We start from the raw sequence: 26,000 nt of genomic DNA, 5'->3' as shown, positions 1-26,000 counted from the left end.
ACTTTACTCCGTAAGCATAAACATAGTTTTACGAAGTAAAACTTTACTCCGTAAGCATAAACATAAGTTTTACGAAGTAAAACTATACTTCGTAAGCATAAGCATAAGTTTTACGAAGTAAAACTTTACTCCGGTATTAATTCATACATCAACCCGTATCTGGGTCCATCGGTAAAAAATAAACGTACAAAATCATGCTTACCTACCTCAATCACAGGTAAGATTGTTTTACCCGGGTTGAAATGTTGCACGAAGGGATATACCGTCCCATCAGACTTATTCGCGGGATAACTTCCCTGCTTCTTAACGTAACATAGCACTTCTTTGTGGATGGTGACTTCTGTTGTTACTCGCATTTGTATCGTCTTGTATTTCTGAAAGAAACTATTCCTCTGCTTGATCGAATATATAATCCGAGCTTTACCCGTACTGATTTCCTTCCGATTGAGCCCATCCTCTTGTCGAATGAGCACAGGCTCATGACCATCCGACCAACTGGCAAACACCGTATATACCCACCGACCGATATCCTGTGTCCGTTCATGATAGCCATTGTTAGCCTTGTACTCATCTCGGGTATACAGCTTCAACCTACCCAGTACAGGTTCTTCCTCTATAGGTTGATCTGCAGCAGCCCGATATATATATACCGCATGGACCCCTTCTGGCCAACGCCAACGTAAGGTGCAACGGTCTTCGTCCATTTGATGTGTCAGGTCACGTATGCTTGGAGTCGATGAGTCCGCATGGACATATTGCATCCCTTATCCGCCTCCCTATAAGTGTGTTCCAAAAGTAGACTATTCAGAATCCCTTACTACTATCTTGATTACGTCCAGATAATCCTCTACCACTGTTCACACCTGCTCGACCCGGACGCTGCCCGCCCTCTTGAATTGTACCACTCTCTTTAACAGGTATAATCAACGTGAAGACGGCAATGACACCCGCTAATATTAGACAAGCTAGTAGACGGATAATGCTATCTGAAGGCGATTGGCCATTCAGACCCCATTCTAACAATAGACCCGCTAATATCCCTGCCACAGCACCACCTGCACCAAAGCTCCGCGCCAAATAACGATTGTCAAATATAAGCCCTAAGGATAATCCAATCGCCAATCCAATCAGAGTAAAAGCTACAATACGGAATACCGCATAGTAAGTGCTATCTTGCATAGGTCCTGTTCGCTCTGTCAAGAGTGTGCGTTCACCGATGTTATTATAAATGGTTTCAAAAATATTCGAAATCTCATCTGCATTGGTTACATCGTAGTACTGTCCGCCTGTTCTCAAGGCAATCTCGTTCAGTAACCCGGAGCCTTCGCCATTAACTACACTCAGACCGATCGTATTAACCACAATTTTCTGTTCTTGATAGCCAGCCAGATCATGATTCAGATCCATCTCACTGAAGCCATCCGATAGAAGAATAACCATCGTGCCACGTTCTGGATCTTGCTGCTCTTCAATATGCTGTAATGATGCTTGTAGAGCAAGTCTGAATTCTGTACCTCCATCTGAAGTTACAAGGGAATCTATGGTTTCATAGACCTCATCTTTATACGCTTGATTCTTCAACTGAATGAAAGGTTGCACCAGCTTAGCTTCGTCGCTGAACTCAACGACAGCTACTTGCTTTTTGCTATCCATTTTATTCACTAAATTCTTCGCTGCTTCGTATCGTCCATTGGTAGGATCAGTCTCACTCATACTACCGGAGTTATCAATCACAAGGACAATATTCTGGACTGCCTTTACACGACCTGGATTGATTTGATAGAGGGATTCGAATAGAAGTCCTAGTGCAAATACCGCTACTAAGGTCACAGGTACAAGCCACTTCCATGAAGTCCCCATATATCTTTGACGCCAAGAAGGACCACTCAATCTAGGATCAATCATTTCTGCAATGAGGCAGAAGAGCCCGATGAAGAAAGCAAGGATGCCCAAATACAATCCTATAACTACAATTCCCGGCCAGTCATCGTACAAGTTACTCAGTAGTAATTCCCCAATTACAAAGCCAACGGCACCTCCGATGAGACTGAATAACACGAGGAGCAGATTTATTTTACGCTGCATCTTTTAAAGCATCCTTTCCATAATGGAATCCAACTCACTTATCGAAGTTCCGGTAGCATTACAGGGTCCACCCCGTGGAACTCATAGCCGTTCTGTACATAACTCTCATAATAAATCTTACCGTTCCTATAGTACATTAAATCTTCTACATGGAACCCTCCCATGAGATTTAGCTTCTCCACGCCACTGCTGCGTCTCTCATGAACATAACCCAACTTATAAATACGAGAAGTCTCATCTGCACCTAGAGAGTAACGAATGAATTCACTCTCAGCATCACCGAAGAAATACTTCTCTTCATAACGGTGTTCATGCGTATAATCTAGCAATCTGACATTAATGGCCGCGTGGTCCTCCAGTGTGCGATACAATTTCTTGAATAATTCATCTTTGGAGAGCACTTGTTTATTACTATAATCAATCGTGACATTAGCACGACGTAATAGCTCCTCCTCGAATGTCTGCGCAAAGGGTTCTGCCGTTAACAGATTATTCCGACATATCTCAATAAGCCGCTCCACTAAGTGATCCAATCCAGCATCCAGTAATTCCGTTACACTTCCCATATATCGATCTTCAAAAAATACGGAAGGACCCCGCTTCGCTTCGATCTCTCTGATAATACCCTCGGTTACACGCTCGTAGTACTCAAGAATATTCTGCCCGATATAATCATCTGCTCTGTTTATACTTTCCACGGCGGCTTTTCGAAGTGTATCTTCTAGCGACTCCATCTTCTCCACCTGCCGCTTATAATGCTCATGCATCCGTGTTAACTCTATTTCATAACGTCGAAGAAGGGTAAGTTCTGTTTCTAACCGCACAATTCCCAACTTTCTACGATACACAGTTTCCACAAAATAACGCATGAAATGTCGTAGATTATGTTTATCCATTAGCGGTACACGAGGGAAGGACTGTTCCTCAACTAACTCCTGATAGTATTGGGCAAGTTCTACCTTGGCAGACTCAACCTGACTCATCAACTCACGTATCGTAGCTCGCAACTCTTGGATGACACCTTCACTGTTAAGCTCATCGCTCCATTCAGCCACTTGAAAAAATCCAATCTGAGGCTGCTCCAGCATGTGCTTCTTCACCTTTTGACCCAAGTCTGTGCCCACATGCACACCTTCAAGGCGCACTGTAATTTCCCTCACGTAATTAGTGTGAAAATATACATCACAACCATCTCCATATAGCGCCTGTTCTGCTTCACGTAGTGTCATACGCTTCAAGGAACTAAAACTCACCTGATGACTCATAATTCCTGTCATTTCCTCAATCTTACCCTCATCCGGCATGAGAGCATCCACACAAGCCAATACCGCTCGCGGATCTATGCCGAAGAAAGCTAATTTTTCCTTGCTCTGGAGGGATGCGCCATTCTTCATACGCAACATCATCTGTCTATAAAAATGATATAGGACAGTCAGTGCAATGGACTGGTTAGGGCGCTTCACTTTGGATAACCCTGCAGATACATAACCTTGCCGCCCAGATTCGGACATCATATTATTCTTAAAAGACATGTTGTTATAGCTATAGTTACCACCTGAATGATGTTGAGCTTCCTTCTGCTTGCGATTCTTGAGTAAGCTCACCTGACAGATGATCTCATAGTTGTCCTGCATATCACCCACTGAAGATATACCACGTTCATTCTTATCTGATAATAAATATACAAGATCAAACAATGGGGATGGCGGATGTGTTACAGCGATAGAAATGCCATCCTCTGTTACGTGTAATGGCGCCGAGAACGTATAATCACTCTGTTGCATATATTCCAGTTCACGTAAGAATGCAACACCCACCGAATGCGTATACCCGAAGGATTCAACCTCTCTTTCACTGATCAATCCATATAGATCCATCTGAACCGACTTAAAGGATTGACTAAAGATAGATTCGGCCAACATCGATATTTCCGGTATGAACACATTAAGCGGGTCATCGACCCGCGTAATGAAAGAAAGATGGATTCGGTCAAATGAAGAGTACATAAGGCCGTAATCCGCTATATTATGACTAACCTGCCTAAACATACGGTTCAGACCCAATAGATATTGTTCATTCTTGTAAAGACTGGTGTACAAGTCTTTACGAAGCGAAGTGGATTGTGCAGTATCGATAACGCTAGGCAGTTCGAACCGATCTATCCGCGATTGGGCCTTGGTGTCCATGTAGGTTACCTTTCCACCTTCAGTTGCCATATGAACATACATGACACCTGCACTATTATCCCATTTTTTATCATGGATACTCATAATCGGTTCAATCGCGTCCGCGACCTTATCTCCGATGAACAAATATACAGTAGGATAATGAATGCTACTCTGATCGTCATCTCTACCGTTCAGTTTATCCTCTGCAGACGCATATTCAGTAGCGAATCGTTGCAGTATTTCTCTCATGATCTATTTCAACTTTCTTCGTATGTCGTTTAATTTAGCTAACATCTGTTTGTAGAATTGGTATGTTTCCTCTCCATTAGCCAACTCAATCTTCTCGTACTCTAACCGATCTCGTCCATCCAGAAAGGTCTCATATAATGTATCGAGCATCGTAAGTAACGGTGTAATATCTTCTGACGACGTTAACTCCGAACCTCGGCGTGATGCTTTACGAAGTAATGTACTCTTACTTCTCTCATCCAGTTTACGGAAATGCTCGAATACCTCATACTCCACATAGTTCTGACTCTTCATAAGATTCGCGAAGGCTTCCCAAGCTTCCTCCTCAGGATCACGGTCATAGACATAGAGAGCACCCTTCTTCGTGATGGTCTCTGTATAGAGAGCCTCGATGAATTGATCCAACCACTTCTCCTCATCCAGATGTAAGCCTAACAATTGCTCGAATTCAGCCAACTTCGTGCTCATGGCATCATACTTCGCTAATTCTTCACGAACGCGGGCAATAAGTTCAGGTGAGCGGATCAGATTCTCTTTGGCAAAGTCCTCTGAAATACTTCCGAAAATATCTTTAATCTCTATTTGCTCTAAACCTGCTGAATGTAATTGTTTAAGATCGTTCATCGCTCGCTTTACTTCACCTAAATTAGGCTTAGGCATTTTTAATTGTAGATCATATCCCGCCAATGCTGACTCTATGTCAAAAGGTACGGTCATCACTACCGCATAGCGGTTGCTTGTATTCTGATCAATACCCTTCGCTGTGATTACTTTCAATGCCACCGCTCTATCGAACTCGGTACGGACACGAGCATTGTATCCTTTGACACGAATGTTCGAATACGTATCTCCCCACGATTTCTCTGGAATCGGTGAAGGAAGGTATGTCCAATTCGTATCCGCTGTTTGTACCAAATGACGTCCAATGCCTTCTTTGTCGAGGATGGTCCGTTCATAACTCTCCTCGTAAACTTTAAGTGGCGTATAGACGAATAAAGGGACACCATTCTTCGTATTCAACCAGAATATGCGATTCTTGACTTGGCTTTCCTTAATTGTAAAGTGAGCATTGCCCACATTATTATTCTGGAAATTACGTATACCCTTGAGAATACTCGGAGACTGCACAGGCACCGAGACAAAACCCCACGATGGGAAATATAAGTTGCCTGAACTATTGCTCAAATGGAACACAGGCACGGCTTCATCATTCAATTTACTCGCAATATTTCGTTCCACTAATTTCTCAATTGATTCTTGTTCTCCATATTTCATAATCAGGAAATCTTCCATCGATTGCGTAATTAGATCCCCAAATTTATCGCTTAGGAAATCCGAAATCGAGCTCACAATGTCGATATCCTGCTCTCTAACCCACTGATCCGAATGATTCAGCAGTTCCGATGTGAAGTCACGAATTAGATCATCTACATCTTTTTGGCCCATCATCTTACTAATGACTTTAGATATATCAGGGACACTAACCAGATTCCAATAATAGGTTTTATTCCCCTTATGATCTGCTTGTTCGTCGCCACTGATTAGGATATCGCCATTTTTAGAGAAAATAGTATTTAAAGCATTCAAAATTTCAGTAAATACGTTATAAATGCGATTGTTCTCTTTGTTCAACAACTCATATAGATCTTCATAGAACTCGATAAGCTGTTCCGTACGTTCCACATCAGCCTGTAGCCAATATTCATTAATCTTAGCTTCAATATACACGTTCTTCTTCTTATCTTTAGACACGAACGCACTCTTCGCATCACCCATTCGTTCATTAGCTTGCTCTCTTGCTGCTTCAATATCGCGTGGAATCCGGTGTAAGCTCTCACGCAATGCTTCAATGTAGGAGAGTAGCATCTTTAGTAAGCTGAAACCTTTTTCCGAATAAATAAGCCGAGATACATAGAATGGTCCTTGTTCTGGATGTAGGAATATTCTGCGAATCTGCTCTGTGAACTGCTCTACAAGCTCACCGGGAAGCTGTTTCTTAGCTTTAATATATTCCTCACGCGCACGAGCAAGGAAATTCTGTTCGAGTTCCGTATCCATATTTACAACCTGTGTTTTCACGACATTACTATAGCTGAGTCGCTCACTATTCTGATAACCTGGAAGCGGCTCGGGTACACGAGATTCGAACGTCTTCATCATGGTGTCTAGATCCACACCCAGCTTACGAGCAAAGTTCTCAACGTCATCTTGACTAGGTGCCTTCTCGAACATCTTCTCCATTTTGCCAAATAGTCGGTAGGCCAGGTAAGTCGTCATCTCTTCAATAGGAAGAACCGCCGAGGATGCGCCAATAATGTTGTATTCATAGTTCGCTGGGTATACCTTGTTCATCTGAGCAATGTTCGTACGAATGTTACTGATATAGTCATGGATAGCGAATTCCTCACCCGAAGCCTTCTCTTCACTAGCCATAAAGTTCGTAATGTTCTCTGCCGTCACGTTCATACAGTAGTCATACGCATTCTCAAGTAACTTGCCTTCCATATTCGTCGCAGAAATCAAATGACATAGATTAAACGGTGGCAGTGGTGAATTCACCGTCAGAATACTTCCGTACTTCTGCTGGAATCGTTCGCCTCGGCTATCCACGTTCATCCAATAATCGAGTTCTTTGAGTGCTGCGTAACCATTCTTTTTAATATATTCACGGGTATGTTCACTTAAGCTCTTGTTGGATAAGTTGATATCCGGTGTGAACAAATACCCTAGCGTATTAACCCGATCAATCCCTGCTGATCCGTGGTCACGCTCGATAATTCCTCTTACGATATACGCAATATCAAGGAAACATCCACTACCCGTACCTCCAGATAACCCGGTAAGCAAGAACACCATCAATTTCTTATTGGTGCCTACAGAAAGCGTCTTGATCTTCTTATCGATAGCCTGAACCACTTGATTGATCTTCGTAAATAGTAGCAATCGTCCGGCTTGACGAACCCCTGCTGCACCATTCATTCCGTCTGTAATGCTCATCTCAGGTGATAACCATTCTGTAATATATGGCTCTAGAATGCTACGATTCTGTAGAAGTCCACCAATCTCAGCATTGGATAGCAGTACAAACTCATTGATAGGGTCAAGTCCAACACCTTTATATTTCTTCGCACGATCTTGCTCATTCGTCTCGAAGGCTAGAAATTCAACATTGTCAGGCTTATCCCGTTTCTTCTTAGACTGCGGGTCCGCAGGTAACTTGAATCGACGGTTAATCTGATATTTCAAACGAAGTAACGCATCGATCCCCGTACCGCCAAGTCCGATAATGAGGATCGGATTATCAATCGTGTCTACTCGGATTTTGTCACTAACAATTCCTCCACCTAACGATACATCTAACTGCTGTATATGTTCTCTAACGATTGGTTTCATACTAATTCCTCCTAAGGTTGGTTACACCAGGTATTCAATCAGAATGGTCTTATCTACACTTTGTAGCGGAATAGTAATCCGATCTCCACTTTTAAGCTCAAGGCCCTGAGTAGCATCTGTTACACGACCCGACTTCTCTATCTGCACTGTGGAGCCATTCTTCAGCAACAATCGATCATTCTTGCCAGGCATAAACATGATTTTATCTGTTTCTTTTAGCTCTGGCGCAAGTTGTAACACTTGATGAAGATTGAATTTACCCTTAAAAGCAGTCAATTTCTTATACTGTGGATATGTCTTCTCACCTGTATTCTCATCACGAATCTCAACGACAAGTTGACCTACAAACCCACGATTCGCCTTTTTCATCGCTGTCAGTATGAAATATGCTGCTGCAACCGCTACTAGTGCGATAACACCAATGATAATGGGTACGAGTGGTGATGACTTCTTATCTGTCACATCCGGTGTTGTCGAAGGATTGCTTGTACTTGCTCCGCCCGCTTGCGTACTAATCTTTACGGGTTCGGTCTCACGATAAAAACTCTTATCCTCTGCCCTAACTTTAAGCTCATATTCGTGTTGATCAGCTACTTTATAAGTACCTTCAAAATGATCACCACTATTCGTCATTTCTATCTCATCGGTGTCCCCTGTATTCAAATCAGTTACCATGATTTTGGCCGTCATATTGTTATAGAGCGTATTATTCTGTAACTTCTGCCCGCCACTCACTAAATGGGATGTAATAGCAATCTTATCGCCCTTCTTATAGGTCTTGCTTGGTAGAGCGTCCATCGTGAGTTCCATATCGTAGTTAAACACAAGATTAATGTCGATCTTGTCTTTAGCTACCCCTTTCACCTGCAAATTCCAGTCACCCTTAACAGGTGAGAGGAGCTTCAGCAAAGAATAACTCTTAGACTCAGAGAATAAGATATCAGATGCTGGGATGGTCTTGCTGGCACCTGAAGGATCCGTTAGCTTCACCTCAACAGGTTTATTAGACATAATAGAAATATTCGCCTCAAGAACGTTACTATTCGGTACATTGATCGTTACATCTTGGTAACTTCCGTTAGCATTAATGGATTGAATAGGTACAATCTTCAGCTTCAGGTGACTAGCAAATATCTCGCTTAAAATTTGTGGTAAATCATCCGCCGCATCTGTCGAGAATGCTTTACCCCCTGTTTCTTTTGAAATTTGAGCAAGCGTCTCCTTATTCAGTTTACCATCAGCATTAAGACCAATGGTATACACCGGAATACCGCTCTTATTCGCATCTGCAACAGCTTGAGCTAATTCCTCATCGGATTGCGCTTGTGTTCTACCCTTTGTTTTGTTGAAATCATTATTACCATCCGCTAGTAATACGATCATCGGCTCATGGGTGGGATCAACTCCTTGTTGCAGAACTTTGACAGCCTCCTGAATCCCTACTGCCGTATCTGTGTATGGACCACGATCCAATTGATCGATGAACTGCTTCAAATCTTCTTTATCAGCCGTCGATTTTATTTCAAGCAATGCCTTCTCACGCTGGATCTGATCAGTATAAGAAATAATGCCGACCTTATCTCCTTGAGCTGACAACATATCAATGAACATTTTCATGGCTTCATTACCAATTTTATTAGGATCGCTCGTCTTCATGGAATTACTAGCATCCACAACGAGCATAGCATCAATCTGTGAAGCCTGCTGAGCTGCCGAGGCTTCAGGCAGTCTGCCAGACAACGGCAGCAACAATAAAGACAAGACCATCAGGAGACGGAATGTAAGTTGGTTTCTCCGAAGCATTAGTTTTACTCCTTTTATAATGAGATGTTTAGATAAAAACTAGAATATGTGGGTTCGTCTTCAATTCATTCTAGATATGTAGAACGATTTCCACACTACCTATAACTATAGGTGAAAAGTCTTAAATATCTCTTAAGACACTCTTAAGGTTACATAAATATAATGCATAAATTTATAAATTATGTCATTTTACACACTAGATTCTGCCATTGTCTAATAATATGATATAATTAAACCTTTCAAAGTACAATGTTAGATCCCTGCTTTTCAGACTCTCCCCCTAGGTGAGTAGTCTTATATCAACAATGAGAAAGGAAACTCATCATGGTTACATACGTTTGTCTTGGAGTTTTGATTCTTTTTGTTAGTCTAAATTCACTTTCATATATCTCTAATCGCAAGAAATCACCTTCCTTCGAGGAAATTGACGAGCAGCTTATATCCATTGTCAATGGTGAGGCTAAGCGACATGAATAAGAAAAAACCCGTCACGATCAGACCCTTCCTACAAACTAAATATAGCTATGAGAAATTGAGAATATGCAATCACTGTAAATCATTTACAGTTCTCTGGGAGGATCAGTGCGCTTCCTGTGGTAAAGACGCCCTGATGCCTATCCATACGAAAGCCAAGATTAAAGCTAAACGGTCTATGAGAAATGAACTGCTAGCTGCACTCCTATTCACCTTGGTGGGCGTCTGGTTCGGTCGTGATCCTATGCAGATGACCCTCTGCGCTATCGTAGGCATTCTCCTTATCCTCTTGCTATGGAATGTCCAAAGAAGAATGCTACCTTACGTCATCCCTCAAGAGATGGAAAGCCTGATCGAAGATGAAGAAGCCCGGATTATTGAAGGCATTAAGCATAATCGCCAAACTGCAATCTCGCATTTGCAGAATAATGAAGTCATGACTTATGAAATGCTACGTGAGATCAGTACTTTAGTTCATAATGACCGAATCCGCCTACAACAGGTTGTTCTTTTACAGACTTTTATTTTGCGAAAAGATATGGATCTCGTCATTGAGCCGTTACTCCTCAAAGATTTTGATACAGACCTTGCCGCCTATATAGGTGAAATATCTAAAGTACAGCGGGATCTCATAAAGAATCAAACCATTCGCTATATTCTGACCTATGAAGCACAGATTCTAGAAATGGAGCATGGAAGGGACATTATGACAGGAGTAGCAGGTGCCGCTGTAAGAATGAAGAAGTATGTTGATTCTTACCCTGAATTCATCCGTCGTTATGCCCGCTACCTTCCGAAAGATCGGTTCATGCGTCTATATCAACTTATTCGCCAGCATCCTGAGCAATCTTGGGGCCACTTAGCAGAAGAAGTATCTCGTATTCATAGTGACAAATACACACAAGGATAAACGATCGATTTCGTCGTCTTAAGAAGACGGCATGCATTTAAAAATACGATTCTCAAACTAAAAGTCGAAGAGGCTATAATCTATGACGATTAAACGGATCATAACCCTGCAAAATAGTTTAATTCTGTTATGCGTTGCTGTTGGCATCATGATTGGTATAAAAGGTTATCACATCCATCAAAAGATTTCCTGGCTGGCTGATGCCAATCGGCTCTATGCAGAAAAGAATCTAATTGATGCCGAGACTTGGTACCATAAAGCTCAGAACAACCGCTCTATTCGATATAAAGAGCAAGAGATTTCCTCACGCCTAGCTGAGCTTGCCCCCATTACACAGATCAAAGAGAAGCTTGCAGCACTTGATCTGTTGGGAAGCATTGCCAATGACAATCAGGACTTCTACGAAATGTTAAACGTATACGGCGAATTAACTACTGTCCGCGCTTCTTATATGCAAAAAGGCAATCGTTATGCTCCTTATTATAAGGAGATTTCGGCGCAATATGGGATATCCGATGATATCATTCGATATTTCCAAGCGTTTAAGACACTATTCTATGAACAGATGCAGCAAAACTTAACGAACTCCGACTACTCGGATGAATCTTTTAAATGGAACCTACTCGCAATCCCAGAACTATTCTACGGAAATAAGGATAAGAAGAACGCCCAGTTATACAGTAAATTTACAAGCTATGATCATACCAAACTGACTCGAATGGCATCTGCTGGACAATTCAACAATGTACTTGATACATCATTATCCATGCTCTCAGAATATACTTCCCATAGCGTTACAGGTGATTGGGTTATGGATCAAGCAGAAGCGATAAGCAGAACGATCTTTCAAAAGGATGTTGAGAAGGAGAACTATGCCGCTTTTGCTTCACACGCTATAGATTATACCACCTTCGTAACCCGTGGTAATCTAGATTCTGATGTACTTGCTGAGATTAAAGCACAAGTACTTCAGTGGCTTAATTCAGCTAAGCGCAAAATCTCCTCCGCTCAATTTGAGCAAGCTATTGTCATCTACGAAGGATTAAACGCCTACCACAACACGCAAGAGGAGATAAGCACAGCCGAACGAGCTTGGACGATCCACGAACCCTTGCGACTCCTTCAAGCGGCAGACAGCGCACACAGCTATAGTCATGTTATCAGTGGAAGCAACCGTTTCGGAGCTCTGATCTATGTCATCGCAGTTGATGAACAGAACACGCTCTATTTCGGAGAAATGGATTCCGAAGGGCTTGTGCACATCATGTCCAGTTCTAATATCGCGCAAACCATGCCGATCCGAGACATCCGAGTAGATGAACAACTTAGTACTGCTGCAGCTCCAGTCATCCTTGTTGAGGGAGAATCCTTCAATCGATTAGCTTCGTACTCTGCCTTTGAAGTACAAACAGACCGCATTGCGACTTTACTTCAAATTGACGCTGATGGCTATCAAATAGATGATACCGGCAACCTGCTCTTGGATAATCCCAATGACGAAGGTTCCGGACACATCGCCATCTACCAGCGATCCGGCGACAGTTATACCTTTGTAGGCATCCAACAAGACTATACTAACATTGCAGCGGATAACCTGATTGGATATCGCGGTGAGAAAGTACAATTCAGTACTTACGTGACACAACCAGGTACCCTGTCGGCCTACGCTGAGATGGGCTATGATTATGTAAAGCTGATCGGAAACTTTGATTTTTCTGAAGGACCCATCACTGTAGTCGGGACATTTAACATGTACGAAGACTTATATGTGAATGATGAATTAACGTCGACTCCCGTCTTTGAAGTCGAAAGTATAGAGTAATAAGAGATGCGCTATACCCTATATGTAACCTTCGTTATAATTATAGACTTCTTATTAACCCTGTTTGTTTCAAAATTGTCTCCTTCTTCATAAAATAAAGCGAAAGCAGCTCACTCTTTGAAGTGAAGTGAACGATGACCCGTAAGATGGGCACATTAAAAAATGTGTCAATCTTACGGGTCATTTATGTTGTAATCAGGCTACAAGGTGAAAAGGCAAGACCCGAGGAGATAATTACGAAACGTGCGGAGACACGAATCAAACTCCCTGAAGTTCAAGACTAAGTATGAGTTTAGAAACCATGCAAACATTTATGTCCGTAATCCCTACCTTAGGACTAAACGGTATGTGGGACATCCCCCTCTAATCTCTAACCCAACCATCCTCTATGATTAATTCTCGAATTAGCTTAGCAGGACTCCCTCCCACCAATACATTATTTGAAACATCTCTATTAACGGTACTCTTAGCCGCGATCACGGAATTATCTCCAATGGTCACTCCTGGAAGAATGGTACAATCTGCCCCTATCCAAACGTTATTTCCAATGACTATTTTTTTGCTAAGTTCACCTTTATCAGTCGAATCCATACGGTGGTAATTGCTATCAAAAATGCTGGTTCTTGGACCTATCTTGACGTTATTCCCAATGATAATTTCTTGATTAGCCGCTATTCCCACTCCTGCATTAATGTATACATGATCCCCAATAGTCAATTTTGCACCCTTGGTACTGGTAATTTGAACAGCCCATGGATGTCCTACTATAGAAAGATTCTTCCCCACTCGGATTTCCCCAATTTTATTAACGAATACTTTACCACGTATCTTTGTTGTTATTTCGCCAAATTTGATGAGCCCTCTAAGTTTGTACAATACTCCCTTATATCCCATATAGACTTTCCCCCCTTCCAAATAGTACTCATAATGAATATTATAGCAGATTATATTCACATATTCGGTTAATAGTTATTCAAATTGAATAACTATTAACCGAATATGTGAAGCTACAGCACTGTTGGGAATCGGATCGTTGGACATTAAAAAGATGCCTCCCGATGAATTGAGGACATCTTTTAGCTGCTTAACGAGAAGATGACTTCTAATCAAACAGTCTACTATTAAGGTCACCGTTCAATGAGGAACGAGTAACCATTTTCTCAAAACTACTTAATGCGCGCACATGACCTTCAGAGCACCCGTGTCCACAACGGCCGTTAATGGCGTGGATGCAAGATGCTCTCCATCTCCAAGGGCAAGACGGGGAAGCACACTTTCCACAGAGATCTCACGTCCACGCAGCATCGTGACGAAGGAAAGACGGGTATGCCCTCCATAAAGTATCGTCGGAAAGAGCAGTAGGAGCTTAAACTTGGAGCAATCATGAACAATACAGATGTCCAACATCCCATCGTCGGGCTTTGCCTGAGGACAGATGGTAAGTCCTCCCCCATAACTTATAACGTTGTTGATCGCTGTCAGCCAAGCAGATGTGTACGTCCGTGTTACACCATCACACTCCACAGTTATAGGAGCAGGACGAAAAGTAAGTAATGTATGGAAAATGCCAATTAGATACGCCAATCTTCCTATGCCTATAGCATTGCAGATTTTCTTATAATGACTGTTATTCACGTTGTGGGCTACTTCCGCATCAAAACCAACAGCCAGTGCGGTAAGAGTACTTTGCCCCGAAACAGCAATCAAATCAGCATCTTTGGGTAACCCCTCCAGCATAATTTCTAATGCGGCGCTTGGTTTCATTGGAATCTGAAATCCTCTAGCTGTATCATTACCAGAACCTGAAGGGAAGACGGCTAAGGGGACGCCAGAATGCCGTAATACAGGGAGTAGGCTGTGAATCGTACCGTCTCCGCCGACAACTCCCACCGCCTTCCAAGTAATGGATGTGGCAAGTTGTTCTGTCAAAAATGTATATGCCTGCTCGGCACTTTGTGTAAATTCATATCGATAAACGATACCCTGCCTATCAAGGTTCTTACTTATTTCCTTCCAGACACGAAGACCTCTTCCGTTTCCAGAGCTTTCATTAACGACAAACAAATACATGGATATACCTCCATCTGTGATTGAACTAAAGTTTACATTCCCAGACTCTATGGATTCGGGACAAAATCAGGAATATAAGGGTTCTTCTTTAGCTCTATCTACCTATATGACTAATTCTCTTGTCATATTAGTGTAAGCAAAAAATATATAAATGAACATCATTAATTTCTCAAACACTGCCTACTCTGCGGAATACGACTATCTTATTTCGTCTGTGATAAATGACACCGTATATTCATGAGGTTTTCTATAACAAAAGCAGCCCACCCTCTACTGACGAGGATAAGCTGCTCTTCAATTCTTCAATTATATATGCTTCTACGGAGTAACTATAATGACTACTTTTGTTTTCTTACCCGCATAACTGACGGTAATCGTAGCCTTACCTTTTCCAGTCGCTTTAATTTTACCATCCTTAACCGTTGCAGTTAAAATTCGAGAAGATTTCCACAATGCTACTTTAGAAACATCACTTTCGCTTCCATCATTAAAAGTAGCTGTTGCTACGATCTTAACTTCCTCGCCCACTTTAAGTGACATAGCCACTTCGTTGGTCTGTAAATATTTCAGAATATCCACTTCTACCGGAATAGAGATCGACTTGTTGGCAAATTTAGCTGTAATGGTAGCTTTACCATAACTAATTGCTTTTAAACTTGCGGTTGTAGCCCCTTTACTTATTGTTGCTACAGCAAACTTCGATGTCTTCCATTCTGCCTTTGTGGTAACATCTTTCGTTGAACCATCACTGTATGTCGCAGTAATCGTAATGTCTTCCTTATCCCCTGATTTCAATGAAAAGTGCTGTTCATTCGCTTCAAGTTTAGAAATAACGTCTACTTCGACAGAAATCGTAACTTTCTGACCACCATACTCTGCAGTAATGTTAGATTTCCCGTTGCTAAAACCCGTTACAAGTCCTTTAGAAACACTAGCAATAGAAGTGTTACTACTCTTCCAAGTTGCCAATGACGTTACATCTTCTTTACTCTCCGCTGCATCTGTTGATGTAATGGTAATTTGCTTCTTGTCGCCAGAACTCATCACAAGGATTTGAGAATCTGCTTCCAAATTACTCACTAAACCCACACTAATTGTCATCGTATATTTAGTATTATTATATAGAGCTGTAATCGTAGAAGTACCTGAAGCAAGACCTTTAACTAATCCATCTTCCACTTCAGCAACATCACTTTTACTACTACTCCACTCTGCCTTACTGTTTAGATTTTCTTCTTTTCCTTCTTCATTCGTTCCCACTAAATTTACTTGATACTCTTTATCTACTTTGATACTTGCTGTCTTAACGCTCAACGTAGTCTTAGTTGCAATATCAACCTTAACCTTAGTTGTTACCGAAGAGCCACCGTAGGAAGCCGTAATCGTAGCCTCACCCATTTTATAAGCGGAAATCACACCTTTAGATACATAAGCAACCCCCGCATCAGTAGAACTCCACTCCGCTTTGGTCGTTACCTTTTCCTTAGTTCCATCGGCATACGTTGCTGTCAATATTAGATTATGAGTCTTACCAATACCCAGCGATACATCCTCCGCACTTATGTCAAGATGACGAGGTACATCGACATCTATCTTAATTGAGATACTCTTCTCTCCATAAGTTCCAGTAATGGTAGCCGACCCCGGAGCCTCAGCGTGAATGAGACCCTTATTAACATAAGCAATGGCTTCATTGCTTGATTTCCATGTCGCTATATCTGTAACGTTTACAGAGGTCCCATCGGGATATATAGCGTTTAATTTAACTTGTTCTTCCTTGCTAACATGTAAGAATAGATCCTGTTTATCAAATTCTAATTTACGAGTCTTATCCACATCTACCTTCAAGGTTGTTGTCTTAGAGCCATACTCAGCTGTAATTGTAGCAGTACCTGCAGCATAAGCTGTTATTTCACCCTTAATTACATCAGCAACCTTTTCATTATCAGAAGTCCATACTGCATCCTCCGTAACAGGTAAGCTTTTCCCGTCTGGATAGGTTGCAGTCAATATTACCTTCTTAGAATCTTTCAGGAGTAAGGAAAGATCAGGAACATTAAGATCAAGTCTTTTTACAACTTCGACTTTCACTTCTAACGAAACGGTCTGTTTGCCATAAATGGCAGTAATCGTAGTTGTCCCAGAACTTTGTGCTACTACCTTACCATTTACTACAGTTGCAATATTATTGTTAGCCGATGACCAATCCGCTTTATCAGCCACTTGTTCAGTTGAATTATCATTATAAGTTGCCGTTAATCCAACACTTTTCTCCTCTGCTATACGAAGATCTAAATTCTGAACATCCTTAACTAAAGCCTTCACCTTTTTAGTTACATTCACTTGAACAGATTCAGAGATTCCTCCATGTACAGCAATAACAGTTACAGTACCCTCACCTTTCGCTGTAACTGTACCATTATATATCGTTGCTATTTCAGCATTTCCACTCGTCCACTCGGTATTTATAGTCACGACTTTCGTTGTTCCATCCGCATAGACACCTGTTGCAGTCAACGTAGCGGATTCTCCAATCTCAAGCGTTAATTGTTTCTTGGAAAGTACCAGTTTGGACAATACCGTATCTGTTGCTGCCCAAGTTGTTCCGACATTAGCAAAACTTACGAGCAGGATCAATGACATAATCAAGAACCTTTTAAATCTAATAGACAATGTAATTTCCCTCCAATTCCTATTGTAAATATTCGTATTACTTCAATATCGGCAACTTCCTACTCAGACATTAGGATTTATGAATATTTATCTGCATATTTCTCACTTTATTCGACAAAAAAATCGTGTTTTCCTGAACAAAAACACCACATTCTATACATAACATATATATAGCATATATATAACATATTATATTATCTTAATGTAATCAAACATAACGTAAATTAAAAATTATCATTGTAATAATACACATTTATTGGTAATATCACAGTTAATAATCAAAAAACTGAGGAGGCTCACCTATGAACAGGAACTTTATGTCAGTTATAATAACATTTACGTTTGTAGTATTAACTATTGCGGGATGCAGCACTTCTACCAGCGAGAATAAAGAGAAGATTGTGTTTGCAACAGATGCTTCTTATGCCCCGATGGAATTCATGGATAAAGACAAACTCACAGGCTTTGACATTGACTTCTTAGCTGAGGTCATGAAGGAAGCAGGAATCCCCTATGAAATCAAAAATGTTGGTTGGGATACGATGCTTGAGAGTGTTAAACAAGGCACAGAATACAAGGGAAGCATTTCTAGTGTATCTATTACAGATGAAAGGAAAGAAACCTATGACTTCTCTATCCCTTATTTTGAGTCCACGAATATGATCATGGTCAAAGAAGGAAGTAACATCACAACAGCACTTGATCTACAAGATAAGAAAGTAGGTGTTCAAGGTGCTACAACGGCTGATACATTGATGTCTGACATTATGGGGCAAACGAACACTGACTTGAAAAGGTTTGATAGTAACACCCTCGCCCTACTTGAACTCGAACATAATGGTGTGGATGCTGTAGTCGCTGATGTTGCCATTGTTAGAGAATATATTAAAAATAATCCTAAGAATAAACTCGTAGGCATACTGGATACCGACAATTTTGGCTCAGAGTATTACGGCCTCCTCTATCCAAAAGGAAGCGAGTTAAAGAAACAAATAGACCCTGCCATAAAGAAGGTTATAGAGAATGGAAAATATACAGAAATTTATAAAAAGTGGTTTGGAGAGGAACCTGATACATCCAAACTATTAACTGTACAATAAATAACACTCAGATCTACGATCGCTAGCGTCTACTTTTATGGACCTTTAGAGAAAGGAAGAGTTTTATGGATTTTAGACTGGATATTATTGTTGAATACCTTCCTCTTATCTTAAAGGGCACCTTACTAACTATCGGCATCTCGATTGGATCTATTGTTATTGGATCCATTCTAGGTCTGTTTATCGGATTCGGGAAAATGTCCCCACGTACACTTGTGAAGTGGCCAATGAATGCATATGTCCATTTTTTTAGAGGAACACCGCTATATGTTCAAATTCTAATTGTTCATTTCGGTCTGATCCCATTAATCATTGGAAAATCTGATCCCATAATGGCTGCGATAACAGCTCTGTCACTCAACTCAGCTGCTTATACAGCCGAGATATACAGAGCAGGTATTCAATCTATCAGCACTGGACAAAAGGAAGCTGCTTATTCTCTCGGTATGACACATAATCAAGCTATGCGCTTTGTTATTCTGCCGCAAGCCATTAAACGTATGATCCCAGCATTCGGTAATGAATTTATTGTATTGGTCAAAGACTCCTCTCTTGTCGCCATTATCGCTGCCCCTGAAATGATGTATTGGACCAACTTAATGAGCGGTCAATACTACCGTATATGGGAGCCCTATTTAACCGCAGCGCTTATTTATTTCATTCTGACTTATTCTTTAAGCAAATTGCTGAATGTTCTAGAAAGGAAAGTGGCCTAGCATGGAAGCGATGATCGATGTCATTAATCTGAATAAGTCATTTGGTTCTCATATGGTACTCACAAATATCAATCTGAACATATATAGCCAAGAGGTCGTTGTTATCATTGGTCCTTCTGGATCAGGTAAATCCACTTTTCTACGTTGTTTAAATGCTTTGGAACAACCCCAGAGCGGCAATATTATTATCGAGGGCGAGTCCCTGATGGATGGTAGAACAAAGATCGCAGACATTCGTACCGAGGTAGGAATGGTTTTTCAGCAATTTAATCTTTTCCCACACATGAAAGTTATCGATAACATCACTCTTGCTCCTATACAAGTTCGTAAATGGTCTGCGGGAAAATCACGGAATAAAGCGCTAGAGTTACTTGATAAGGTGGGTCTTTCTGAGAAAGCTAATGTATATCCAGATTCCCTCTCTGGCGGCCAAGCTCAGCGCGTTGCAATAGCCCGTGCTCTGGCCATGGAGCCCAAAATCATGTTATTCGATGAGCCTACTTCTGCGCTTGATCCGGAAATGGTAGGTGAGGTTCTCTCTGTCATGAAGGATTTAGCCAAAGAGGGCATGACGATGATCGTCGTTACTCATGAGATGGGCTTCGCACGCGAGGTTGGCGACCGAGTCTTGTTCATGGAGCAAGGTGTTATCGTGGAGGAGGGCAAGCCCGAGGATCTATTTGAGCATTCAACCCAAGAGCGAACCAGAGCATTCCTTTCTAAAGTGCTTTAAGAGGTTGTTCAAAAAGATATCTTTTGATCACGCACTTTAAGTAATTCAAGAATTATCACGAAGTACAATAGAAGAAGAGTATGTTCACATCGAATTGGACTTTCGATTCTTCATCCTGAAGATGATAACAAACAACGGCAGTTACTCAGAGCGAGGTAACTGCCGTTGTTCATATGAATACAGCATTAGGACAATTCAGTTGAACCCATTAAATACAGATCTACTTCATGTGCTGCCTGGCGTCCTTCATGAATAGCCCATACTACAAGACTCTGGCCTCGGTGCATATCACCAGCGGTAAATATGCCCTCTACATTGGTAGCCTGTTGACCGAAATCAGCCTTTACGTTGGACCGTTCGTCCTGTTCAACACCACATTGCTTGAGCAAATGGGCTTCTGGACCCGTAAAGCCCATAGCAAGAAATACCATCTGCCCTGGAATTATTTCCTCACTTCCAGGTACCTCTTGAGGAACCAATCTTCCTTGATCATCGACTTTCCACTCTATCTGCACCGTGAGTAATGCCTTGACCTGCCCATGTTCATCTCCAATAAAGCGTTTCGTTGATACTAAATAACGACGAGGATCATGCTCATATAATCTTGTCGCTTCTTGCTGACCATAATCTACCTTCAGTACTTTAGGCCATTCTGGCCATGCATTACTCGGCTGACGCTCCATAGGTAGCTCCGGCATAATCTCCAACTGCTTCACACTTCGACAACCATGACGTATGGCTGTTGCTACACAATCTGTTCCCGTATCTCCTCCACCAATGACAATAACGTCTTTATCTTTAGCCGATAGATACAGTCCATCTTGTAACTCAGAATCTAGCAGACTTTTCGTATTCTGAGTCAGGAAGTCCATCGCTTGATGTATACCTTGAAGTTGCCTTCCTTCCACGATCAGATCTCTAGCTTGTGTAGCCCCTCCACATAATACCGTAGCATCAAACGCTGCCTTTAATTCAGAATAAACGATATCCTTACCCACTTCAGTACCTGTTACGAATGTGATTCCCTCTGCTGTAAGAAGATCTACTCTTCGCTGGACAACCGCTTTGTCCAGTTTCATATTAGGAATGCCATACATAAGTAGACCGCCAATACGATCTGCTCGTTCATATACCGTAACCTGATGCCCCGCTTTGTTCAGTTGGGCGGCACACGCTAACCCTGCAGGTCCTGAACCTACAACGGCAACCTTCTTGCCAGTACGCATCATTGGGGGTTCTGGAACAATCCAACCTTCAGCAAATCCTCTGTCGACAATAGCCTTCTCAATATTCTTAATCGTTACAGGAGAACCGTTGAGTCCCACTGTACAGGAACCTTCACAGGGAGCAGGGCAGACCCTACCTGTAAACTCAGGGAAATTATTCGTTTTATGCATTCGTTTCAATGCTTCTCTCCATCTACCATGAAATACCTGATCATTCCACTCAGGTATCAGATTATGAAGCGGACATCCTGTAGTCATTCCTGAAAGAAGCTGTCCTACATGACAAAAGGGAGTCCCACAATCCATACATCTTGCAGCTTGCTGCTGAAGATTCTCCTCCTGCATCGGTATGCCAAATTCCTGCCAGTGCTTGATTCGTTCAAGCGGCTCTATTTCCGTCGGAACTTCTCGTTGATATTCCATAAACCCTGTCACTTTTCCCATCTACTCATCCCCCTCTAGCCGAATACAATGCTCCGCTAAATAAACTATATACTAGCATTTCAATGAGTATAAAGGAGTGAATAAGATCACCTTTCACAGCAACCCTTACATAAACTTTCCCATAACTTGATGAAAACGCTATTTCTCGTCTAGCATAATTCGGTATCAAAGCTATCGTAGCTACCATTTGCTGGATCCCTTATTTCTGCCCTCAACATACGAACATTTGTACTTGACGATCTGCATGAGTATCATGTATATTTATGGAAATTGATACATTTAGTACATTCTGTTGCGGGAAGCACCTGTATATTAAGGCTGATTAAAGCCTTTATTACAGGTGCTTTTTGTATCTTACTTTGAAGGAGGTTTAATCATGTCCCTTACTAGAAGATTCATCATTCTACTCATGGCTCTTACACTGCTTACGCTCTCTCCCCTAACGGTAATGGCGTCTTCTCTGGAATTATCAGCTTCAGCACAATCTGCCTTCAACACGATGCTATCCAGTACGGACTCATCCTCCGCAGCTACCTTGAAGAAGCGTTACTCCGAAGTGCTCAATCTACAACAGAAACATCTGGAATGGGATACGAAGATCGAGAGCATACATTTTGTTAACGAAGAAGTCATCATTAATCTTCGCAAACAAATCAAACAAATCGATGAAGATAAACTAAGTAAGCTCGACACCCAACTGAAACAAGCCAGAGAACGATATAAGCCACTATTCACACTGTACACTGCACTTAATCAGCAGATCACGATGGCTAACAAGGTAAAGAACAAGGAGTTAAGTACTGCCCTCAAGTCACAAGTATCCACTATGAAGGTTGCGGTTCAAATGGCAAGAATAGATGTTGCTAATAAAGTAAGTGCACTACAATTAGCCAAAAGTCAGACGGCTAAAACTAAAAAGTCACTTCGTAATATGCTAGGGGCAAGAGATCCTATCAAGGTTCAGATTAAAGCAGCGAAGAGTACAGTTAGTGCTTCTAAGAAACAATTGACATCGGAAACAACCCTCTTCAAGCAAGTCGTCAAGAAAGGCGAAGTGAACAATACTTTAAAGTCCCTTGAGAGAATGCTATTATGCTCCCAACAAATTTTTGAACTGAAGGAGAAGATCTACACATTAGAGAATAAAATAACGACGATCCATGCCCAAGTGAAATCCCAGATTGCCACGAAGTAAATCGTTAGGGTTAGATTCTACAATAGGAACTGAACATGCAGAACACACCCGATTAATGCCAAAAAGCAGCTATCGCAGAATATTCTCTGCAATAGCTGCTTTACATGTGGGTCACGAGTGCCTATCTCTTCTTTATAAAGGAAGGGCACCCCTATTCAATGGCTATTAGACACACTTAGTCCTATCTTCTCAACTAATTGTAGACTTTCTTTATTCAGCCCCATAATATTTACCTTTTTATCCAACTGTTCGTACTTTGAGATCACTTTGGAGATCGCATTGACAGCGGAATGATCCCAGACATGAGAATTAGAGAAATCGATGGTTATCGCATCTGGATCATCTTCATAATGAAATTCATTTACGAAATGAGTAACCGTACCGAAGAACATTTGACCTGACACGGTATAGATTTTAACACTGGCTCTGAGTTCGGTAATCATATGAATCTTAGCCATTTTCCAAGCGAATGCTAGCGCACTCAGCAGCACCCCAACCAATACACCAATCGATAGATTATGAGTGGCCAACACAGTTACCACAGTAACCAGCATGACTAGGGCATCTGTCCTCGGAATTTTGTGTAAAGATCTCAGGGAACTCCAGTCAAATGTAGTAATAGAGACCATGATCATCACACCGACTAGCGCTGCCATTGGAATCTGCTTCACGACACTACCGAGCACCATGATGAGGAAAAGTAATCCCACTCCTGATACCAACGTCGATAACCGTGTTCGTCCTCCAGATTTCATGTTCACCATCGATTGACCAATCATGGCACAACCTGCCATTCCACCGAAAAACCCTGTCACCATATTGGCTAGTCCTTGACCCTTCATTTCTCGGTTCTTGTTGCTACTTGTATTCGTAATATCATCAATGAGACTAGCTGTCAGCAATGACTCCAGTAGACCTACCACAGCCAGTGATAATGAATACGGTAAAATGATCAGCAGTGTTTCCATTGAGAATGAAATGATGGGCAAATGAAATACGGGTAAAGTATTCGTTATACTCCCTAAATCACCTACGGTTTTGACATTGAAATTCATGACTACACTAAAAATAGACACTACAATAATCGCGACTAATGCTGCCGGAACAGCCTTAGTGAACTTGGGTAAAATGTAGATAATAGCTAACGTTAAAGCAACCAACCCATACATTATCCAGCTTTGCCCCTCAAAATATTTAAGCTGCGTAAAAAATATAAGGATTCCTAATGAATTCACAAACCCTGTCATGACAGAATGAGGTACAAAATTAATCAATCTTCCAAGCTTCAATACCCCCATAATGAATTGGAGGACTCCTGCCAATATCGTAGCGGCGAACAAATACTCCACACCATGATCTTTGACCAGCCCCCCAATTAAGAGAGCCATTGCTCCTGTCGCCGCTGAAATCATACCTGGGCGGCCACCGGCAAAAGCAATCACGATAGCAATACTGAAGGAAGCATAAAGCCCAACCATCGGACTCACACCTGCAATCAGTGAGAACGCAATCGCTTCTGGAATCAGAGCAATAGCCACTGTCAATCCAGATAATATGTCATGACGTGGATTAGAGAACCATCCCATATGTTGTTGTCGTTGACCCAAACTAGAATTCCTCCTTATTACTATTAGTGCTGGTCCAAAAAGTCGACTACCTAGCACTTAAAAGGTTACTTTTCTCTCTCAATGAATAAATGATCCGATGCAACACTCATAGAAACGATTATATCTGCTATGTAGTAAATTCACAAAATTAAAAATAGATATGTAAACTAAACGCTTAAACTCCATCTATTCTCCGTCATTCTAGCCCTTGCCCAAGATTATGACCGTATAATCTTGGGCAAACTTAAAATCAATAGAAATATACTCAAGGAGATCCTATGGAACTTAATCCTATTGTACCGTTTGAGCCTATCCGTACAGAAAAAATACCCACAGGTCCAGAGTGGATTGCGCAAGTGAAGTGGGACGGCGTAAGAATGCTTATCTATTATGATGGTCAACATGTTAAGTTAATGAATCGCAAACAAAATGATCGAACAAAACAATATCCTGAATTTCAGTCTCCTAACATCTACTGCTCAGCCTCATCCTTCATTATTGATGGAGAAATTGTAGCCTGGGAGGCGGGTAAACCTTCATTTCATGAAATTATGAAAAGAGATAGCGCTCGCAAGCAACAGAGTATTGAATTAGCTTCTCGACAGGTCGCGGTGACTTATATTGTTTTTGACGTTCTTTTCGCAAATGGTAAGTGGGTCATAGATCAGCCTCTGTCTGTGAGACAGAATCTCCTGAACGAAATCATCAAACCGCAACCACATGTGCAACTTGCCCAAAATTTCCAAGAGGGTACAACGTTATTTGAGGCTATTAAACAACAAGAAATGGAAGGAATTATTAGTAAAAATATAAACAGCTCATACGTTATCCATGGTAAAGATAACCGTTGGCAAAAAGTAAAAACAGAACAGGACTTGTATGCCGTCGTGGGTGGATTAACGTATAAAGAGGGTAGCGTAAGTTCTCTTCTTCTAGGACTATTTAATGAGCAAGGAAATTACATATACATTGGGAATGCAGGAGCTGGAAAATTAACGATGACGGAATGGGCCACACTTACGAGAAGGATGCTTCCCCTAAAGATAGGGACATGTCCTTTCTCGAACGTTCCCCAGCGAAGCAGAGACGATATTTGGTTAGAACCAACAATCGTGGTTAAAGTGAACTTCCTAGAATGGAATCACAGCGGAACCTTAAGACACCCTGTTATTCAAAGTATCATCGAGCGTATGTCTATATCCGATTGTCATTTCAGTCAGAACAAATAGGCTCAGCCAAGGATAAACGATCACGACCTCATCACAAAGGGAGATATCTGTTTAAGCATGAAATTTTATAACGTTTACATTTTCTGATTATTCAGAAAAAAAC

17 protein-coding genes are annotated in these 26,000 nt (G+C 41.4%); 7 read left to right on the top strand and 10 right to left on the bottom strand.

What is annotated here, in order from left to right; translation table 11 throughout:
• Positions 1–125: 125 nt before the first annotated feature.
• From J2T13_RS16935 to J2T13_RS16915, 5 genes are read right to left on the bottom strand one after another with little or no spacing between them, the layout of a single operon-like run.
• Positions 126–761, bottom strand: a complete 636-nt coding sequence (locus J2T13_RS16935; protein WP_429373349.1) for a beta-mannanase — start codon at positions 759–761, stop codon at positions 126–128.
• Between the two features lie 43 nt (positions 762–804).
• Entirely contained in the window at positions 805–2,085 is a 1,281-nt protein-coding gene (locus J2T13_RS16930; RefSeq protein ID WP_429373347.1) for a vWA domain-containing protein, read from the bottom strand.
• A 38-nt stretch (positions 2,086–2,123) separates the two neighbouring features.
• A complete protein-coding gene (locus tag J2T13_RS16925; protein WP_429373345.1) occupies positions 2,124–4,502 on the bottom strand; it encodes a transcription initiation factor TFIID in 2,379 nt (792 codons plus the stop codon).
• A gap of 3 nt (positions 4,503–4,505) precedes the next feature.
• Positions 4,506–7,895: a tubulin-like doman-containing protein gene (locus J2T13_RS16920; RefSeq protein ID WP_429373343.1), complete on the bottom strand. Its 3,390-nt coding sequence runs from the start codon at positions 7,893–7,895 to the stop codon at positions 4,506–4,508.
• Between the two features lie 21 nt (positions 7,896–7,916).
• Complete coding sequence (locus tag J2T13_RS16915) at positions 7,917–9,698, bottom strand: vWA domain-containing protein (RefSeq protein ID WP_429373341.1); 1,782 nt, start codon at positions 9,696–9,698, stop codon at positions 7,917–7,919.
• Between the two features lie 469 nt (positions 9,699–10,167).
• On the opposite strand from J2T13_RS16915, the gene J2T13_RS16910 reads away from it, so the two are divergent.
• Positions 10,168–11,082 carry a hypothetical protein gene (locus tag J2T13_RS16910; RefSeq protein WP_429373340.1) on the top strand — a complete coding sequence of 305 codons (915 nt, stop codon included), beginning with the start codon at positions 10,168–10,170 and terminating at the stop codon, positions 11,080–11,082.
• A gap of 82 nt (positions 11,083–11,164) precedes the next feature.
• The gene (locus J2T13_RS16905; RefSeq protein ID WP_429373338.1) at positions 11,165–12,904 is read left to right on the top strand and encodes a hypothetical protein; all 1,740 of its coding nucleotides are present in this window, start codon (positions 11,165–11,167) and stop codon (positions 12,902–12,904) included.
• 363 nt (positions 12,905–13,267) lie between these two features.
• Here J2T13_RS16905 and J2T13_RS16900 read toward each other — a convergent pair whose 3' ends face one another.
• From J2T13_RS16900 to J2T13_RS16890, 3 genes are all read right to left on the bottom strand, one after another.
• A complete protein-coding gene (locus J2T13_RS16900) occupies positions 13,268–13,798 on the bottom strand; it encodes an acyltransferase (protein WP_429373337.1) in 531 nt (176 codons plus the stop codon).
• Positions 13,799–14,074: 276 nt separating this feature from the next.
• Positions 14,075–14,974, bottom strand: a complete 900-nt coding sequence (locus J2T13_RS16895; RefSeq protein WP_429373335.1) for a diacylglycerol/lipid kinase family protein — start codon at positions 14,972–14,974, stop codon at positions 14,075–14,077.
• Between the two features lie 318 nt (positions 14,975–15,292).
• A complete protein-coding gene (locus J2T13_RS16890; protein WP_429373333.1) occupies positions 15,293–17,647 on the bottom strand; it encodes an Ig-like domain-containing protein in 2,355 nt (784 codons plus the stop codon).
• A gap of 302 nt (positions 17,648–17,949) precedes the next feature.
• Between J2T13_RS16890 and J2T13_RS16885 the strand changes: the two genes are divergently transcribed.
• The 3 genes from J2T13_RS16885 to J2T13_RS16875 all read left to right on the top strand — a co-directional run bounded on the left by J2T13_RS16885 (position 17,950) and on the right by J2T13_RS16875 (position 20,196).
• A complete protein-coding gene (locus J2T13_RS16885; protein WP_429373331.1) occupies positions 17,950–18,747 on the top strand; it encodes a basic amino acid ABC transporter substrate-binding protein in 798 nt (265 codons plus the stop codon).
• 65 nt (positions 18,748–18,812) lie between these two features.
• Positions 18,813–19,463, top strand: a complete 651-nt coding sequence (locus J2T13_RS16880) for an amino acid ABC transporter permease (protein ID WP_429373329.1) — start codon at positions 18,813–18,815, stop codon at positions 19,461–19,463.
• Between the two features lie 10 nt (positions 19,464–19,473).
• Positions 19,474–20,196 (top strand): amino acid ABC transporter ATP-binding protein, encoded by a 723-nt coding sequence (locus J2T13_RS16875; RefSeq protein WP_429373431.1) that lies wholly within the window; start codon positions 19,474–19,476, stop codon positions 20,194–20,196.
• A 185-nt stretch (positions 20,197–20,381) separates the two neighbouring features.
• Here the strand turns inward: J2T13_RS16875 and J2T13_RS16870 are convergent, their stop codons facing one another.
• Positions 20,382–21,866 (bottom strand): glutamate synthase subunit beta, encoded by a 1,485-nt coding sequence (locus J2T13_RS16870; protein WP_429373327.1) that lies wholly within the window; start codon positions 21,864–21,866, stop codon positions 20,382–20,384.
• A 376-nt stretch (positions 21,867–22,242) separates the two neighbouring features.
• On the opposite strand from J2T13_RS16870, the gene J2T13_RS16865 reads away from it, so the two are divergent.
• Positions 22,243–23,061, top strand: coding sequence for a hypothetical protein (locus J2T13_RS16865; RefSeq protein WP_429373325.1), 819 nt, complete (start codon positions 22,243–22,245; stop codon positions 23,059–23,061).
• Between the two features lie 155 nt (positions 23,062–23,216).
• On the opposite strand, the gene J2T13_RS16860 is transcribed toward J2T13_RS16865, so the two are convergent.
• On the bottom strand, positions 23,217–24,647 hold the full coding sequence (locus tag J2T13_RS16860) for a SulP family inorganic anion transporter (protein WP_429373429.1): 1,431 nt from the start codon (positions 24,645–24,647) through the stop codon (positions 23,217–23,219).
• A gap of 299 nt (positions 24,648–24,946) precedes the next feature.
• Here J2T13_RS16860 and J2T13_RS16855 point away from each other — a divergent pair, with 299 nt between their 5' ends.
• Positions 24,947–25,897: an RNA ligase family protein gene (locus tag J2T13_RS16855; RefSeq protein ID WP_429373323.1), complete on the top strand. Its 951-nt coding sequence runs from the start codon at positions 24,947–24,949 to the stop codon at positions 25,895–25,897.
• The last annotated feature ends 103 nt before the right edge of the window (positions 25,898–26,000 follow it).

It is taken from the genome of Paenibacillus sp. DS2015 (assembly GCF_050433705.1).
Taxonomy (GTDB): domain Bacteria; phylum Bacillota; class Bacilli; order Paenibacillales; family Paenibacillaceae; genus Paenibacillus_AQ.
The sequence above is the reverse complement of the archived record's forward strand: the minus strand, read 5'-3'. Positions and strand labels throughout refer to the sequence as shown.